Raw genomic sequence first — 17,593 nt, forward strand, 5'->3', positions numbered from 1 at the left:
CGCTCCCGCAATGGCGGCTGTCGCGGCGCCGCAACCCGGCCCGCCGGTAAGCCAAACGCTCACGCCGCCGCGCGTCGCCGGCACGGCCGAGGGCCATTTATCGGAGGCCGACGCGCGCCGCGTGCAGGACGCCGTCGCCAGCGTGCCGGTTGCCGATCCCGCGCTCGACGTCGACGCCGGCGCCACGCCCGCGCTCGCGCTGCAAGGCGAGGCCGATCCCGCCCAGGCCGTGGCGGCGCAATCGGCGCTGATGGACAAAGCCGCCGTCGCCCGCGACCAGGGCGCCGCCGAAGCGGCCGCGCCAATGGGCGAAGGCGCCGTCTATCCGGACGCTCGCGAGGGCGATTTGCAGGCCCAACCCGGCGGCTGCCCCTGCGCCGGCGGACAGACCGCCCGGCGCAATGCGCCGGGCGAGGCGCCCGACGCCGGCGTCGTCGCCGTCGCGGAGCAGGAAAAGGGCGAAAGCGTGCGCCAGGCGGCGATCGGCGCCGCCGGCGAAATCGACGCGCGTCAACAGCAGCAATTGGCCGAGCAGCGACAGGCCGACGCCGACAGCCAGACGGAAGTCAACGACGCCATCGCCGACAACGCGCAACAGCAGAGCGACGAGCGCGCGCGCGCGCGCCGCGATGCCGACGACCAGCGCCGCCAATGGAACGAGGGCCAGACCGCCGCCGTCAACACGGCGGGGGAGGAGTCGCGCCAGGCGACGGACGACGCCGGCGACGCCGTCGCGCTGCGCCAGACGCAAGCCGACGATCAGGCGCAAGGCCATCTCGCCAAGGGCAATCAGGACATTTCGAGCGCCCGCGCCGAAGGCGAGCGTCAGGCGCGCGAGAAGCGCGACCAGGCCAAGCGCGAGTCGGATGGCGGCATACTGGGCTGGCTCGCCTCCAGCATTACCAGCTTCTTCAACAAGCTGCGCGAGGGCATTCACGCCATTTTCGACGCGGCGCGCAAACTCGTGCGCGCGGCGATCGAAACCGCGCAGCGCCTCGCCCATGAGGCGATCGATCTCGCGCGCCGCGCCGTTGTCGGTCTGATCAAGGCCGCCGGAACCCTGCTGATAGCCATCGGCGACACTCTGCTCGCCGCCTTCCCAACCCTGCGGGCGCGTTTCCGCGCGGCGATCGAGAGCGTTGTCGATCTTGCCGTCGCCGCCGTGAACAAACTGGCCGATCTGCTGGAGCGGGCCGTGATGGCTCTGCTGAACGCGCTGATGGCCGTGCTGAACGCAATCATCTGCGCCTATGAGCTTTTGTACACGGCGCTGGTCGACGCCGTGGCCAGCGCCGTCAAGGGCGCGCTGGATTTCGCGCGCGCCGCCATTGCCGCGCTTGGCGCCTTTGCCGATCTCGTCAGGGATATCGCCGCCGGCCCCTCGCAATGGCTGCGCAATCTCGGCGCCTCGATCATGGACGGGCTGCGCAATCATTTGTGGAAGGCGTTGAAGACCGCGGTGAAGACGTGGTTCAACGAGACCGTCGAGAGCATCGTCGGCATGGGCAAGATGCTGCTCGACTTCCTGCGCCGCGGCGCCATCTCGCTGCGCAAGATCGCCGGCTTCGTATGGCAGGCGATTATCCAGTCGCTGCCCGGCATCATCGTCGGCTTTCTCATCGAAAAGCTGATCTCGATGCTGGTGCCCGCCGCCGCCGCGATCATGCTGGTGGTTCAGGGTCTGATCGCGGCCTGGGGCTCGGTGCAAAAAATCATTCAGGCGGCGCAACTGTTCTTCGTGTTTCTGAAGGCGGTCAAGAACGGCGGCGCGGGACCGCAATTCGCGACCGCGCTGGCGGCCTCGGCGATTGCCGTGATTCAATTCCTGGCGATGTTCCTCATCGCCCGCCTCGGCGGCGCCGCCAGCAAGGTCAGCGGTAAGCTCAAGGCGCTGGCGCAAAAGCTGATGGCGTTCTTCAAGCGCGTCGGCCGCGCCGTGGGGCGGGCGCTGAAGCGCGTCGGCCGGGTTGTCATGCGCGGCGTCAAGGCGCTGGCGCGGTTGGGGCGGCGCGGGCTGAAGGCGCTCGGAAGGCTCGCGCGCCGCGGCCTGCGCGCCGTGCGCCGCGTGCTGATGCGCAGCCGCTGGGGCCGCGGCCTGTTGCGCGGATTGGCGCGCCTGCGCCGCGGCATGGGGCGCTTGCGGCGGCGGTTCAGGAGATGGCGCGAGCGGCGACGCGGTAACAAGCGCCGAGCGGCCGAGCAACGTTTGCAACGCGCGCTCGCCGAGATTCCGCCGATCCTCGCCTCGACCGCGGGTTCGCGCGGCATTCGTCGCGCCTTGCTGTGGTTGCAGTTGCGCGGGCTCCAATTGCGCTATTGGCTGCGATCGCTGCGCGTCACCCACAGTGGCTCCCAATTCCAGCTTTTCGCCCGCGTCAATCCAGAGGGGACGGCGCCCGTTCGACTGGAGGATTTGAGCGGCGAATTCCTGCGCGAAGTGGTGCGGGAGGCGGTGGACCGCGTAATGATCAGCGACGAAGTCGCGGAAGCCGAGAACCGGATGGATCCCAATAATCCGACGATTAACAACCCCCGCGACTACCTCGCCTATATTCGCCGCTTCGGCGCGCAAGGCACGCAACCGCTTCGGCAAGGTCAACGCCGCGTGGTTCAACTCGCCGGCGGGCTAAGCGCTTACGAGACCGGCCCGCGATTTGGCGCGACGGTCTCCAATCAACTGGTGGGCAGCGGCAGCACCTATAGGAATCTCGTTAAACGCCTGGGAAACATGGCGAAGCGGTCGGGGCTCACCGAGCGCGAGATGATCGAACATGTCGAAGGCCTCGTGCGTTCGGGCGATCTTCCGCCTCGGTTGGCGAAGGGCGCTGCGCCCAGGGATCTCGCCTTGTTGATGTTCGGTCGGGAAGGTATCCGAAATCCCGCGACGGCAGCCCATTCGGTGATGACGCTGGACCTGATCCAATCGGGTCGGATGCCCATCGAGCAAGCCTTCGACCTCACGGGCAATCCCAGCGCCGCTGGCCTTCCGCAATCGATCCAGGACGCCAACCCCGCGACCCGAGGCCTGCAGGAAAACCGATATCGTGAAACCTTTCTAAGGCCCAGCAACGACCCGGCGCTCGCGCCTGGCGGCGCCAACGCCGCCAAGGACGCGACCGCAGCTGAGCCGGAACGGCGCGCCGCGCCGCCGCGAACCGATATCGGCGGCGAATCCGGCCGCCAAGCGCAAAGGCAGCACGCCGCAAGAGAGGAAGCGCTCATCCGCGAATGGTTGACGCTGCAATCCGAGGCATGGGTATTCGAATCCCGGGCGCAGGCCAGGGAAGCGCTCCGCGCGCTTGTGATCGAACGCCTCGTACGCTTTTATCGACTACAGGGATTCCGGACTTCCAGAAGGTGATCCATGACATCGCTCGTCACCCCCCGCACATTGCGCGCCGGCCTCGTGCTGACCGATCCCGACACCGGGGCCGCCCGGCAGGCGATCGTGCTGCAATATAATCCCGAGCAGCTCAGCCGCTCGTTGCAGCCGCAGGGCGTCGGCCCCGAGTCGGGGGATCGCGTCGAGGCGCTGCGGCTGAAGGCGCCTCCGGTGGAAATCTACAAGCTCGACGCGGAGCTCGACGCCACCGACCAACTCGCCGAGGGCAAGGCCGCGAACGGCCTGCACCCGCAACTCGCCGCGCTGGAGATGCTGATCTACCCTTCCGTCGCGACGCTGCGGTCCAATCAGGCGCTGGCGAGTGTCGGCACGCTGGAGATTGTGCCGGCGGAGACGCCGCTGACGCTGTTCGTGTGGGGCCGCAGCCGGATCGTTCCCGTGCGCATCATGGAGTTCAGCGTCACCGAGGAAGCCTTCGATCCAAATCTCAATCCGATCCGCGCCAAAGTGAGCCTGGCGCTGCGCGTGCTCAACGTCAACGATCTCACGCCCGGCGGCAAGGGCGCCGAGCTCTATCTCGCCTATCAATCGCAAAAGGAAGCCCTGTCGCGCCAGTTCCTGTATGGCGCCACGCAGGATCTGGGAGTCGCCCTGTGAGGATCGCCATGAAAAATCCGCTGCCCCCCAAGAGCCGCTATGCCGGCTCGCAAGTGCTGACGCGCAAGCTTCGCGACGGACGCGAGGTCGCCTATCTTTCGCGCCGCTTCGTTCCGCCGCCGTCGCAATTCGCCACCTTGCAGCGCCATCTTGTGACGCAGGGCGAGCGCCTCGATCGCCTCGCGGCGCAATATCTCGGCGACCCCGAGATGTTCTGGTTGATCGCCGACGCCAATCTCGCCTTCGATCCGGCCGATCTCACCGCGACGCCGGGCCGCCAGTTGCGCATCACGCTGCCGGCCGGATTGCCCGGCCCGCCGGAGAATTGACGCGTCATGAAGCAGATCTTCCTGACATTGCTGCTTGGCCCGCTCGTGCCGGTCCCCGCGCCGGCGGAGGTGACGAACGCCTTGTCGAGCGTGCAGATCACCATCGCCTCCGGCCAGCGCAGCGGCTTCCAGCTCGCCTTTCAGGTCGGGTCGAGATCGGCGATCGCGACCACGCTGCTGCCCGCCGGGCTGTTCGATCCGGGCGTGCGCGCCATCCTCGTGGTGACGGTCAATGGCGTTCCCAATGTGCTGATGGACGGCATCGTCATGCGCCAGGAATTCACGCCCTCGAACCAGCCGGGACAGGGCGCGCTGACCATCACCGGCGAGGATGTGAGCGTGATGATGGGCCTGATCGAACTCAAGGGCATTCCCTATCCGGCGATGTCGGACGAACTGCGCATCGCCGCGATATTGGCGAAATACGCGATTTTCGGCGTCGTTCCGATGGTGATCCCGTCGCTGTTTCCCGATCTCAATCTGCCGATCCAGCGCATCGACTTCCAGAAGGGCACCGACCTCGACTATATCAACCAGCTCGCCAAGGAAAACGGCTACGTCTTCTATGTGAGCGCCGGCCCCGCGCCGGGGATGAATCTCGCATATTTCGGGCCGGAGATCCGCGTCGGCGTCCCGCAGCCCGCGCTCAACGTCAACATGGATCACGCGACCAATGTCGAGTCGCTGAGCTTCAGCCTCGACGGCTCGACGCGCGAGCAGCTCGCGATCATGATCCAGGAGCCGCTGAGCAAGGTGAACATCCCGGTGCCGCTGCCGGAGATCAGCCCCTTCGCGCCGCCGCTGGCCCTCCGCTCGGCGCCGGCGCTGCATTTCAAATTTCTCGAGGGCGCCGCCAAGCTCAATCCGGCGCGGGCGATCATTGCCGGCATGGGCAAGGCGATCGAGTCCAATGACGCGGTCACCGCCAGCGGCCAGCTCGACGTCACCCGCTACGGCCATGTGCTCGCGGCGCGCCAGCTGGTGGGCGTGCGCGGCAGCGGGCCAGCCTATGACGGGCTCTATTATGTCAAAAGCGTCACGCACAACATCGACGCCCGCAAGCGGGAATACAAGCAGAGCTTTCAATTGGCGCGCAACGGGCTGATCAGCCTGACGCCCGTGGTGGCGCCCTGAGCGCGACGCGGACGACGAACGGGAAACGGGGCGATGGACGAGACGGTTCGCTACTACGGAAAATATCGCGGCACGGTGATCAACAATGTCGATCCCCTGCGCATGGGCCGCATTCAGGTGCAGGTGCCGGACGTGCATGGCCTCACGCCGTCGAGTTGGGCGATGCCCTGCGTGCCGTCGAGCGGCATTCAGAACGGCATGCTGTGGGCGCCGTTGATCGGTGCCGGCGTCTGGGTCGAGTTCGAGCAGGGCAATTCGGATTATCCGATCTGGGTGGGCGGCTGGTGGGGCTCGGCGGCGGAAGTGCCGGCGCTTTCGCAAATCGCGCCGCCCGGCGTCTCGGCGATGACGATCCAGACGGCGCTGCAAAACGGAATATTGGTCAGCGACGCGCCCGGCCCGACCGGCGGGATCATGCTCAAGAGCGCGCTCGGCGCGTCGATTATTGTCAACGACACGGGTATCTTCATTCAGAATGGCAAGGGCGCCAGCATCACCCTGATCGGACCGACGGTCACGGTGAACGCCGGCGCCCTTGTCGTGACGTGAGGCGACGCCATGCCCGGACCCCTCTTTCATGTCGGCGCCACGGCGCTGTGCGCGCATGGCGCCGGCGCGGTGCAGGTGATCTCGTCGAACACGCGCGTGTTCGTAGGCGGCATGCCGGTCGCGACCATGGCCGACATGGCGATGATCGCCGGTTGCCTGTTCGCGCCCGGCGGCGTCGCGCAGCCCTGTCTGCGCGTGCAATGGATCACGCCGGCCGCGCGGGTGCTCGTCAACGGTCAGCCGGCCTTGTTGCAGACTTCTTCGGGGCTGGGGCTCGGACCGACGCAAGCGCCGCAAGGACCGGTGTTGATCGTCGCGACGCAGCCCCGCGTGATCGGAACATAGGAGAAAGGCCATGGATCCTGTTCGCTTTCCGCTGCGCATCGACGGCCGCGGCCGCACCGCGGTCGGCTCCTATGAGCAACATGTCGAGGATCTGTTGGAACAGCTGCTGTTCACCACTATGGGCGAGCGTGTCAACCGCCCGGATTTCGGCGGCGGGCTGCTGCAAATGATCTTCGCGCCGGGCGGCGACGAACTCGCGGCGGCGACCAAATTCCTGGTCGAGGGCGCCGTTCAGCAATGGCTCGGCGACGTGCTGTTGCTGGAGAGCGTGGACGCCAATCAGAATGACGGCCGCCTCACCGTGCGCGTCGCCTATCGCGTGCGACGCACTCAGGAGCGCCAGCAAGTCACCCTGGAAAGGCCGCTGTCATGACCGACGTCGTCTGCCCCGGCAATGAAAGACGCGAGGCCGTGCGGGCGCTCAAGGGTCCGGCCCCGCTCAACGGGATCGACTTCGTGGAATCGATCGCCGGCGCTCCGCCGCGCCTCTCGCTGCATTTTCTGCATCCGCTGACCATCGCCCTGGCCAGGGAGAATTTCACCATCGCCGGAGGCGTGCGCATTGCCGGTCTCACCGCGATCGACGTCAGCCCAGCGGCGACGATCGGCGCCCTGGTCCTTACCTTGACGCTCAGCGCGGAAGGCGACCGCTCGACCTATGAAGTGCGCGTCGGCAATGCGCCGCCCGCGAGCGGAACGCTGAAGGGGCTCGATCCGCAATTGAGCGCCGCGCCTTTCGCGTTCCATCCCGAATGCGTTGGCGATTTCGACTGCGCGCCGAAGGAGGCCTGTCCGCCGCCGGCTTTTCCGCCGCCGCAGATCGATTATCTTGCGCGCGACTATGCCGCGCTGCGGCGGCAATTGTTCGATCGCGTGGCGACGCTGGCGCCGGGCTGGACCGGCGGCAACCCTGCCGACATCGGCGTGATGATTCTGGAGACTTTGGCCTATGCCGGCGATTATCTGAGCTATCGTCAGGACGCCGTCGTCACCGAGGCCTATCTGTCCACCGCGCGCCTGCACGCCTCGGTCAAGCGCCATGGCCGCCTTGTCGATTATCAGATGCACAGCGGCCACAACGCCCGCGTCTTCGTGCAGATCCGCGTGCGGGCGGACGCGCTCGGCGGCGCGCTGCCGGTTGTGCCCCGGGGCGCGCGCCTGCTCACCGATCAGCCGGGCCTCGCCCCCTCGCCAAACAGCGACTGGATCGGCCTCGCCGACGCCGTGAGACAGGGCGCCGGCTTGTTCGAGACCATGGACGAACTCAAAAACCTCTATGTCGCCCATAATGAAATGCCGTTCCACGCCTGGGGCGCGAGCGAATGCTGCCTGCCGAGGGGCGCGACCCGCGCGACGCTGCGGGGCGCCTTTCCAAACCTTGCGCCAGGCGACATTCTGATCCTGATGGAGGCGCGCGGACCGCGCAGCGGCGATCCCGCCGACGCCGATGTCGCGCGCCGGCAAGCGGTGCGTCTCCTGACCGTCGACGCCGCCGCGATCGATCCCATCGACAATCGCGCCATCACGGAAATCGCCTGGCATCCGGGGGATGCGCTCGCCTTCCCGCTCTGCGTCGCCAGCCGCGAACAGGACGGCAAGCCGGTGAACGACGTCAGCTTCGCGCTGGGAAATATCGTGCTCGCCGATCACGGCCGCACCATCGGCCCTCCCTTCGAGCCGAACGCGCTCGAGCCCTTGAGCGACGTGCCGACCCGCGGCGCCTTTCGTCCGCGGCTCGCGGCGGATCCGGTGACCTTCGCCACGCCGCCGTTGACGCCGCCGTCGAGCGATCCTTTGCGCTATTCGGCGCGCGATCTCGCGGCGACCGATCCACGCCGCGCCTTGCCGGAAGTCACGCTGGAGAGCCCGCTGACGCCGCCCTGGACGCCTCGGCTGACTTTGCTGGAGAGCGACATCGGCGCCGAGGGGCGCTGTTTCGTCGTCGAGGCCGAGCCGGATGTGGGCGCGACGCTGCGCCTTGGCGACGGCGTTCACGGACGCGCGCCCGAGCAGCGCTTCGCCCTAGCCGCGCGCTATCGCGTCGGCAACGGGCGCGTCGGCAATGTCGGCGCCGACGCCCTGCACCACCTGCTGATCGGCCGCGCCGAAGTGGAGCGCGTGTGGAATCCGACGCCCGCGACCGGTGGCGTGGACCCGGAGTCCATCGACGAGGCGCGCCAGAAAATTCCCTACGCCTATCGCACGCAGCAGCGCGCCGTCACCGCCGCCGATTACGCCAGCGAAGCGATGAAGACGCCCGGCGTTCAACGCGCCGCCGCGCGCATTCGCTGGACCGGCAGTTGGCACACGGTTTTCGTGACCATCGATCCGATGGGCGGCGTGCTCACGGAGGATCTTCGCGCGCGCGTGCTCGCCGCCCTAGAGGAAAAGCGCATGGCGGGCCACGATCTCGAAATTCGGCCGGCCCTGCTGACGCCGCTCGCCATCGCCATGGACATATGTGTCGCGCCAAACCGCTATCGCGCCGACGCGCGGGCCGCCGTTTTGGGCAAGCTCACCAGCGGCCTGCAGCCGGACGGAACGCCCGGCCTGTTCCATCCCGACCGCCTCGTCATGGGCGAGCGCTTTTATCTCAGCCCGCTCTATGCGGCGGCGCAGGAGGTCGACGGCGTCATCGACGCCCGCGTCACCCGTTTCGCGCGCGAGGACCGGCCGCAGGATGCGCAAGGCCTGATCGACGGCTATCTCACGCCCGGCGCGACCGAGGCGTTCTCGATCGCCAACGATCCGAACTTTCCCGAACATGGCGCATTCACGCTGACGCTCAGAGGAGGGCTGTGATGGATTGCCAATGCTGCGCCGGAGTCGAGACGCTTGCTCCCGCGACAATCTCGAACCCGCCGGGCCTGACCTCCATCGTCTATCGCGTCGGCGAACATGGCGCCTTTCTCGAGTCCATGCTGGCGACGCTCGGCAAGGACGCCGACTTCGGCCTGCGCACGCGCGAGACCGACGACTTTTCCATCGCCATGCTCGACGCGGCGGCGGTGCTCTGCGACATTCTCTCCTTCTATCAGGAGCGCTTCGCCAACGAGCAATATCTGCGCACTGCGGCGGAGCGCCAATCGCTGGTCGGTCTCGGTCAATTGTCGGGCTATCGGCTCGCGCCCGGCCGCGCGGCGGCGACCTGGCTCGCCTTCACGCTGGAGACGCCGACAGCGCCGCCGACGCCGCTGGTCGCCGGCCTGCCGGCCAGCCCCTACCCCAATCCGGGCGCCATCGAGGGCGTTCCCGCCTCTGTGATCATCCCCTCGGGAACCAGGACGCAGAGCGTTCCCGGTCCCGGCCAGAAGTCCCAGATTTTCGAGAGCGTCGAGGATATCGTCGCGCGGCCCGAATGGAACGCCATCGGCCTGCGCGGCCGCGCGACTTTTCCCGCCAACGCCGCCAATTTTCGCGAACTCGCCTTCCCCGGCTTTCTCAGCAATGTGAAGAGCGGCGACCACGTGCTGCTGCATAAGGGCGCAGCCGCGCCGGTTCTCAATCAGGCGACCGGCGTCGATATGCAAACGCCGCGCGGCCGCACCGTCGTCTCCTTCTCGGACGGCGTGGCGCCGGCCGCGATCACGCCGACGCCGGCGCCGGCCCCGACCGGCGCCCCGCCCAGGGATTTCGACGACGCTTTTGTCGCCGGCGCTCTGCGCGGCCGCCAATGGCGGCAGTCCGATCTGGAGGCGAGCGGCGCGGCGCGGCGCTGGGACATGGATCGCCTGGAGACGGCGATCCGCAAGTCGCAAGCAGCGGATCAAGTCGATCTGACAATGATCGTCCTTGGCGCGACCGCCGCGCTGTTCGGCCACAATGCGGAACGCTATCGGCATTTCGGCAACCTCTTCGGCCATATTTCCGAACAAGGCGCCGGCGCCAACAGTCTTTATCTCGACAACGCCAACGCCGCCGCGGTTGTCGGCCGCTGGATCGTGCTCGACGATCCAGGCCTGGGGACGCTCGCCGCGCGCATCGCCGCCGCCCGCGAAGTGTCGGTCTCGTTGTTCAAGCTGCGCGGCCGCGTCACGCAAGTGACGCTCGGCGATTTGCGCTGGCTCGGCGCCGCCGGGTCGCTCGGGGATTTCACTCTGCGCAACACGCGGGTGATGATCGAAACCGCGCGCGTCGGCGCCGCGCCGCCGGATATCGTGCTCGACCCGGCTTACGCCGACGCCGGCGGCGACCGGCTGACGCTCGACGGACCTTATTTCGGACTCGCGCCGGGGCGCGCGATCGTTGTCACCGGCGATCGGATCGATCTGCCGGGACAGGCCGGCTTCGAGACCGCCGCCATCGCCGATGTCACGCTGGAGGACGGCTATACGGCGCTGCGCCTGTCGCATCCGCTGGCGCATCGCTATGCGCTGGAAAGCCTGCGCGTACTGGCCAATGTGGCGCCGGCGAGTCATGGCGAAAGCGTCGAGGAGACGCTTGGCGGCGGCGACGCCAATGTCGCCTTTCCCCGTTTCGAGATGAAACAGACGCCACTGACCTTTGTCAGCGCCGCCGCGCCGGGCGGAATACGCGCGGAGATCGTAGTGCGCGTCAATGGCGTCGCCTGGAAACTGGTCGACAATCTCTACGCCGCCGGGCCTAACGATCGCGTCTATATGCTACAGACCGCGTCCAACGGCAAAAGCTATGTGGTTTTTGGCGACGGCGTCAACGGCGCCCGCCCACCTTCAGGCCAGGAGAATATCACCGCCTCCTATCGCCGCGGCATTGGCGCGGGCGGCAATCTCGACGCCGGGCAATTGTCGCTGGCGCTCAGCCGTCCGCTCGGCCTCAAGAGCGTCGTCAATCCCGTGCCGGCGACCGGGGGCGGCGATCCCGAGACGCTGGAGGAGGCGCGCGTCTCGCTGCCGTTCCCGCTGCGCACGCTGGGCCGCATCGTCACGCTGAAGGATTACGAGGATTTCGCCCGCGCCTCGGCCGGCGTCGCCAAGGCCTCGGCGCATTGGCTATGGGACGGGCGCCGCTGGGTCGCGCTGGTCACCATCGCCGGTCATGACGGAGACATCATTCCACCCGAGACGCCCGCCTGGGCCGATCTGCTCGACGCGATGCGCAAGGCCGGCGATCCCAATGTGCCGGCGGCGCTGGCCAATTATCGTCCGCGCCCGTTCGATCTCGACGCCGCGCTGATCGTCGATGGCGACCGCGTCGCCGATCTCGTGCTCGCCGACGCCAGGCAGAGGCTGCGCGACGCCTTCGGCTTCGCCGCCCGAGGCTTCGCCCGGCCCGTGTTCGCGAGCGAGGCGATCGCCGTTCTGCAGCGGACGGAAGGCGTTGTCGCCGTCGATCTCAACGGCCTCTATTTCGCCGATGCGGCTTTCGACCCCACTACGCCCGCGCCAGAGGCGCTGACCGCGCAAGGACCCTCGCGCTCGGCCGCCGGCCTGCTCGGCGCGCAATTGCTGACGATCGCCGATGGGCCGCTGAACGGATTGAGGGCCGCGTCATGAGATATGACAAGAACTATCTGCTCGGGCTGCTGCCGGCGATCTATCTGCTGCGCGACCGTCTGCGCGAGGAGGAGCCGCACGGTCCGCTGGAAGCCTTGATCGAGGCGATCGCCGAGCAGCTCGGCGGCGTCGAACGCAACGTCGAACAACTCTACGACGATCTCTTCATCGAGACCTGCGCCGATTGGGTCGTGCCCTATATCGGCGACATGATCGGCTATGCCCCGCTCGCCGGCCCCTCGGCGGCGGTGGCGAGTCCGCGCGCGGAAGTCGCCAACACCATCGGCTATCGCCGACGCAAGGGCACGCTGTCGGTGCTGGAGACGCTGGCCGCCGACGTCACCGGCTGGGGCGCCGTCGCCACCGAATGCTATACGCGCCTCGTCTGGAACGAATCGATGAAACATGCGCGCCCGCGCGCCCTTTCCACGGCGTCGCTGCGCGCGCCGCCGCCGACGCGCAATTTTGTCGATCCGCCGCGCCTCGTGGACGTGCGCCGCATCGGCTCGGGCCGAGGCGTCTGGAACATTCCCAATATCGCGATCGAGCTCTATCCGCTCTCCGCTTTCGCCTTGCGCGGCGGAACGCCGGGAACGCCAGACCCCGCCCATCCCTTGCGCCTGACCTTCGACCCGCTCGGCCGCGACGCGCCGCTGTTTCAGCCGGCGCGTCCGCGCGCGCAAAACGAGGCGCGCGGCGGTCCTCCGCGCGACATCCCCAGCCCCGCCTCGCGGCGCCGCTTGTTCGCCGAACTCGAAGATCGGCGTGCGCGGATCGCCGCCGGCGCCGCCGCGTCCGAGATCGATGAAGCGGCGGTCGCCTTCACGGCGTCCGACCCGATCGCGCGCATCGCGGTCGGCGGCGCGGCCATCGAACCGGAATCGGTAGAAATCTGCGACCTCTCGGACTGGCAGGCCTCCACCCGACTCGGTATCCGCGCCTCGATCGATCCCGTGCTCGGCCGCGTCGTCCTCGCCGAGGACCCCGGCGCGGCGACGCTCGCCGTCGATTATGTTTACGGTTTTTCCGGCCATTTCGGGGCAGGCGCCTATGCCCGCGACGATGGGCCGGCCGACGTCGACATCGTCGCCGGCGACGACCTCGCCGCCGCGATCGCCGCCGCCGCCGCGCATGACGCCGACGCGCGCGTTGCGGCCAGCGCGACCTTTCCCGGCGATCTCGCCGTGGTTCTGGCGGCGGGCCGGAGTTTGACGCTGCGCGCGGGCTCGAACCAACGCCCGGCGATCGGCGGCAAACTCACCGTCACGCTCGGCGCCGGCGCCAGCCTGAGCTTGATCGGCTTTCTCATCGGCGACGGCGTCGAAATTCTCGGCGGCCCCGGCGCCGTCGCCCTGCAACAATGCACCGTTCCTTCGAGCGTCGTCGCCTGGACGGGCGCGGCCGGCGGCGCCGTGTCGCTGTCGCGCTGTCTTGTCGGCGCGTTGCAAATCGATCCGCTGACCTCGGTGAGCGCGGCCGACGGCGTCATCGACGCGGGCGACGACGCCAATGCCGCCATCGCGGCCAACGCCGCCGGCGATCCGGCGGGCGCGTTGACCCTGGACAGCGTCACGATCGTCGGCGAGGTCCGGGCGCGCGAGATCGCGCTGATGCAAAATGCGCTCGTCACAGGCCGCGTGACCAGCGCGCGTACGCAACAGGGCTGCGTTCGCTTTTGCTATCTCCCGCGCGCCTCCGTCACGCCGCGCCGCTACCAATGCCAGCCGGAAACCGCCGCGCGCCGGGCGGTCGCGGCGGCCAAGGCGGCCGGCGCCTCGGCGAGCCAGCTCGCCGCGCTCGACATCGCGGCGACGGCGGGGGTGAGGCCGGAATTCGTCAGCCTCGCGCCGGCCGATCCCGCCTATGCGCGCCTCGGCCCCCGCTGCGCGCCGGAAATTCGCGCCGGCGCCGAAGACGGCTCGGAAGTCGGCGTGTTCCGCTCGCTCCAGCAGATCCACAAGGAAAACAACCTGCGCAAACGCGTGGCCGAATATCTCAAGATCGGCCTGGAGGCGGGAGTCTTCACGACGCCGATCAATTCCGGCATCATCAGGAGTTGAGACGATGAAAGGCGATTTTTCCAGAAACACATTTCGGCCCGAGCGTCGTTTTCGATCGGTTCTGCAACAGCAAGGGCGCGTCGGGGTCGATGCCGACGCCAATGAGCAGGCGGAGATTTTCAACCGCCGGGAGGACGAGACCACACGTGATGTCGTCGGTCCGGCGGGCCGGCCCAATGGACAATTCACGGTCACGGTCGACGGGGGCAATCTCAAGATCGGCGCCGGAACGCTCTATCTCGACGGCGTTCCCTGCGCCAACGACGCGCCCTGCACGCTCACCAGCCAACCCTTCCTGCCGCTGGCGCCGGGCGCTCCGCTCGCCAATTTTCCCGATCTCGCCGACGGCGCCGGCGCCTATGCGGTCTATTTGCGCGTCTTCGAGCGCATCGTCACCGCCGTCGAAGACCCCGCGATGCGCGAGAAGGCGCTGGGCGGCGCCGACACCGGCGCGCGCGCGCAAATGGTCTGGCAAATGCGGCTGCGCAAGATCGCCCAGCCGGCCGCCGGCGCCAGTTGCGCCACCATCGGCGACGCCTGGAAAGCGCCGTTCAATCCTGGCGCCCTGACGGCCTCGACCGTCGCGCCGCCCGCCGACGACAATCCATGCGTGCTGCCGCCGCAAGCCGATTATCGCGGCCTGGAGAACCAGCTCTACCGCGTCGAGATCCATCGCGGTGGGCCGCGCGCCAGCGCCACCTTCAAATGGTCGCGCGAAAACGGCAGCGTGCTCACCGCCGTGGTGAAACGCAATTCCGGCGACACCCAGACCGCCGGCCCGATCCTCTCCGTCGCCTCGACCGGACGCGACGCCGACATCGGCTTTGGCGCCGAGCAATTCGTCGAATTGCTCGACGACCGCATCGAACTCACCGGCGCGGCGCAGCCGTTGTCGCGCACCAAGGACGTGCGCGCCGCCGCCAATGAGATCGAGTTGCACGCGGCCGCCGCGCTCGCCGCGCAATTCGCCAACGCCGCCAGGCTGCGGCGCTGGGATCAGCAAACCGGCGACGAGAATGGCGCGCCCGTGGCGAGCGCCGCGCCGATCCAGCTCGAACATGGCGTCGCCGTCAGTTTCGCGGAGGGCGACTATCGCGCCGGCGATTATTGGTTGATCCCGGCGCGCACCGCCATCGACGAGGAAACCGGCGCGATCGAATGGCCGACCGACGGGCTGGGGAATTTCCTGCCGCAACCATCGCGTTTCAAGATGCGCGAATGTCTGCTGACCGTGATGCAATGGAATGGCTCGGCCTTTGCGGCGACGCCGGGCTTTGGCCAATGCGTGCCGGAATTTCCGCCGCTCACGGCGATTCCCGCGACCGAGGTCTATTATGCGTCCGCTTGCGCCGATCTCGCCGGCGCCAGGACCGTTGCCGAGGCGCTCGACGCGCTTTGCGAAAGGGACGGCGGCGCCTGCACCGTCGTGGTGCGGCCCGGCCCCGGCTGGGAGGCGCCGATCCTCGCCCTGCCCGCCGGCGCCGACGCCGAAATCTGTTTTCCTGTCGGCGATTTCCCGACGCCCGCCGGCGGCGTGACGATCCAGCGCCTCGGCCATTTGAAACTGACGGGCGGCGGCCTCGGCACGCGTATTCGCAATCCCGCCGGCGAGATCGGCGTCGCCTTTATCGGCTGCGCCGACGTGATCGTGCGCGATCTTGCCGTCATCGCGTCGCAGACCAACGCTCCGCAAATCAATGGCGCGCTGACCTTCCTCGATTGCGGCGCGGTCGATCTCGACGGCGTCTATCTCGAAACCGGCGACAATGCGCAACGCGAAGCCGCCTGTCTCGCCGTTCGTCCGGCGGCGCGCGGTGACAACGTCAAGACCACGGCTTCGCTGCGCGTGCGCGGTTGCACGCTGATCGCCGGCGAGCGCCAATATGGGATATTGGGCGTCAATATTCTGCGCGCGCAGATCGAGGACAATCAGATCCTGTGCAATCGGCCCGAGATCAATGTCGATATCGCCGCCGTGCAAAAGGACGCGATCGCGATCGCTGGAATTGGCAAGTTGATTTCCGCGCGGCCGCGCGCGCTCAAGGCCGGCGAGGTCCCCGCCAAGAGCGAAACCAGCGTGCAGATCGGCGCGACGACCATCGCCTTCTCCGCCGATCCGCGGGTGCGCGCGGGAATGAAGCAGTTTCTCTCGACCAAGCTCGCCAATGCGCCGCGACCGCAGGACATCGTCAAGGAAATTGGCGTGCAGACCAAGGCGGCGCTCGCGGACCCGAAGCGCTGGAGCGAAATATCGGGATTGATCGACGTGGCGCGCACCTTTCAAAAGCGCGCGATCGTCGGCTTGCGCGGCGTTTGTCTCGCCGGCAATGTGCTGCGCGAGGCGCGCATCGTCGGCAACACCATTACGCGCTTTCGCGACGCCGTGCATATCGGCCTCAGCCATCGCGAAGCCTCGAAGGGCGCGCCGGATGTCGCCGAAAGCGTTTTGATCCAAAACAATCGCATCGAGACGGAGCTCGTTCCCGGCGACGAGGCGTTGGCCAGCGTGCGCCCGCGCGGGCCGCGCGCCGTCTTTGTCGGCAATGTCGCAAATCTCCTGGTGCTCGAAAATCACGCGCTGGTGCGCGGCGTCACGCCGGACCTGCGCGCGCAGGTGTGCATCGAGGCGTTCGGCGCGCTCGGGCCCCGCATCTTGGTGCGCGGCAATCGCATCGAGGGCTTCCGCACGGGCGCCTCGCTGCGCCTCGCCGGCGGCGCGCCGCTGCCGTCGTCGCGTCTCTGGCTGATGGCGGAGAATGTGTTGACTCAAGCCTCGGTCGTGGCGGACGGACCGTTCAATCCACCGGCTTCGACCATGTGGAACATCGTGACGAATTGACCGCGCGCGGCGCGCGAATCCGGTTGACAATAATCGCGGGCGAAGGCAGGCTTGGCTGGTCAAATCGATCGTCGGTTGGTTCCCGACTTACGGTAGAGGTGAAGTGAGGCAATCAGGGTCTGGGTTCAGGTTCTGCAAGTTTCAGGACACGTGGGTTCAAATCCAACTTTGGTTCGGCCGACGATCGGTTTGTCGTTCCGCGTGCGGCGAGGATTATCGCGTCACGCGTGTTCAATTTGGGCCCCTGGCTTAGCGAGTAGATTGGCTAGGTCGCTCCACCAGTAGCTGGATGAAGATATCTATTCAATCGCTGCGAGTCGCTTTCACGCCGGGATATTTCGCGTTGGCGCGAAGACGTGCTACGCGTTTGGCACGATCTGCGGTTGAGCGCGTGATCCATTTGGTTCATGGCGACTCGTCATCGTTTTCAGATTTTTCCGAGTCATTTGCCGCCGAAGTCGGTCCAATATAATCCATGCCTGAATGGGGGGATTTGTCGCGGAGCCGGTTCGTCTCTCGCCGGGAACATTCGGGCGCATCAACTCCAAGACCGGTAAGACCGCGCCAAACCCGATGGCTCCTGTCCTGCCGTTGTGTTCCGACAACTGCTGACTCCTCGAAACCGGGCAAAGCAATTATCTTCGTGGTTCTCGACGTCGAAAGATTCGCAGGTCCGCCTCTCGTTGACGCGGCGACGTTTTAAATCATCGAAGCCAACCGGAAGAAGCTCAGGGATGTCTCTGACCGAATCCCGGATCATTGTCCTGACAACCGCGGAACGCCGCGCCGGCCAAAAGAACTTCCGCAAGGGCGTCGGGGGGCGGTGGCGCGCTTTGCGCCTATTTCGCGGGTTGGAATATCCG

At 67.4% G+C, this 17,593-nt stretch carries 11 protein-coding genes; all 11 read left to right on the plus strand.

Annotated elements, in window-relative coordinates:
- Nucleotides 1-3,361: hypothetical protein (locus QZY01_RS17165; protein WP_294539550.1), on the plus strand; the 3,361-nt coding region annotated here is incomplete at its 5' end.
- A gap of 3 nt (nucleotides 3,362-3,364) precedes the next feature.
- The gene (locus QZY01_RS17170) at nucleotides 3,365-4,000 is read left to right on the plus strand and encodes a hypothetical protein (RefSeq protein WP_294539552.1); all 636 of its coding nucleotides are present in this window, start codon (nucleotides 3,365-3,367) and stop codon (nucleotides 3,998-4,000) included.
- A gap of 8 nt (nucleotides 4,001-4,008) precedes the next feature.
- Entirely contained in the window at nucleotides 4,009-4,329 is a 321-nt protein-coding gene (locus QZY01_RS17175; protein ID WP_294539554.1) for a hypothetical protein, read from the plus strand.
- A 6-nt stretch (nucleotides 4,330-4,335) separates the two neighbouring features.
- Nucleotides 4,336-5,463 (plus strand): hypothetical protein, encoded by a 1,128-nt coding sequence (locus QZY01_RS17180; RefSeq protein ID WP_294539556.1) that lies wholly within the window; start codon nucleotides 4,336-4,338, stop codon nucleotides 5,461-5,463.
- A 33-nt stretch (nucleotides 5,464-5,496) separates the two neighbouring features.
- Entirely contained in the window at nucleotides 5,497-6,012 is a 516-nt protein-coding gene (locus tag QZY01_RS17185) for a phage baseplate assembly protein V (protein ID WP_294539558.1), read from the plus strand.
- 9 nt (nucleotides 6,013-6,021) lie between these two features.
- Nucleotides 6,022-6,357: a hypothetical protein gene (locus tag QZY01_RS17190; protein ID WP_294539560.1), complete on the plus strand. Its 336-nt coding sequence runs from the start codon at nucleotides 6,022-6,024 to the stop codon at nucleotides 6,355-6,357.
- Nucleotides 6,358-6,367: 10 nt separating this feature from the next.
- Complete coding sequence (locus tag QZY01_RS17195) at nucleotides 6,368-6,730, plus strand: GPW/gp25 family protein (RefSeq protein WP_294539562.1); 363 nt, start codon at nucleotides 6,368-6,370, stop codon at nucleotides 6,728-6,730.
- On the plus strand, nucleotides 6,727-9,159 hold the full coding sequence (locus QZY01_RS17200) for a baseplate J/gp47 family protein (protein WP_294539564.1): 2,433 nt from the start codon (nucleotides 6,727-6,729) through the stop codon (nucleotides 9,157-9,159). Before QZY01_RS17195 ends, QZY01_RS17200 begins: the two co-directional genes overlap by 4 nt.
- Nucleotides 9,159-11,831, plus strand: a complete 2,673-nt coding sequence (locus QZY01_RS17205) for a putative baseplate assembly protein (RefSeq protein WP_294539566.1) — start codon at nucleotides 9,159-9,161, stop codon at nucleotides 11,829-11,831. The genes QZY01_RS17200 and QZY01_RS17205 overlap by 1 nt, the downstream gene beginning before the upstream one ends.
- Nucleotides 11,828-13,891, plus strand: a complete 2,064-nt coding sequence (locus tag QZY01_RS17210; protein WP_294539568.1) for a hypothetical protein — start codon at nucleotides 11,828-11,830, stop codon at nucleotides 13,889-13,891. The genes QZY01_RS17205 and QZY01_RS17210 overlap by 4 nt, the downstream gene beginning before the upstream one ends.
- Before the next feature lie 4 nt (nucleotides 13,892-13,895).
- On the plus strand, nucleotides 13,896-16,730 hold the full coding sequence (locus tag QZY01_RS17215) for a DUF6519 domain-containing protein (protein ID WP_294539571.1): 2,835 nt from the start codon (nucleotides 13,896-13,898) through the stop codon (nucleotides 16,728-16,730).
- Nucleotides 16,731-17,593 lie beyond the last annotated feature (863 nt).

Source organism: uncultured Rhodoblastus sp., assembly GCF_903903185.1.
In the GTDB taxonomy this organism is placed as follows: domain Bacteria; phylum Pseudomonadota; class Alphaproteobacteria; order Rhizobiales; family Beijerinckiaceae; genus Rhodoblastus.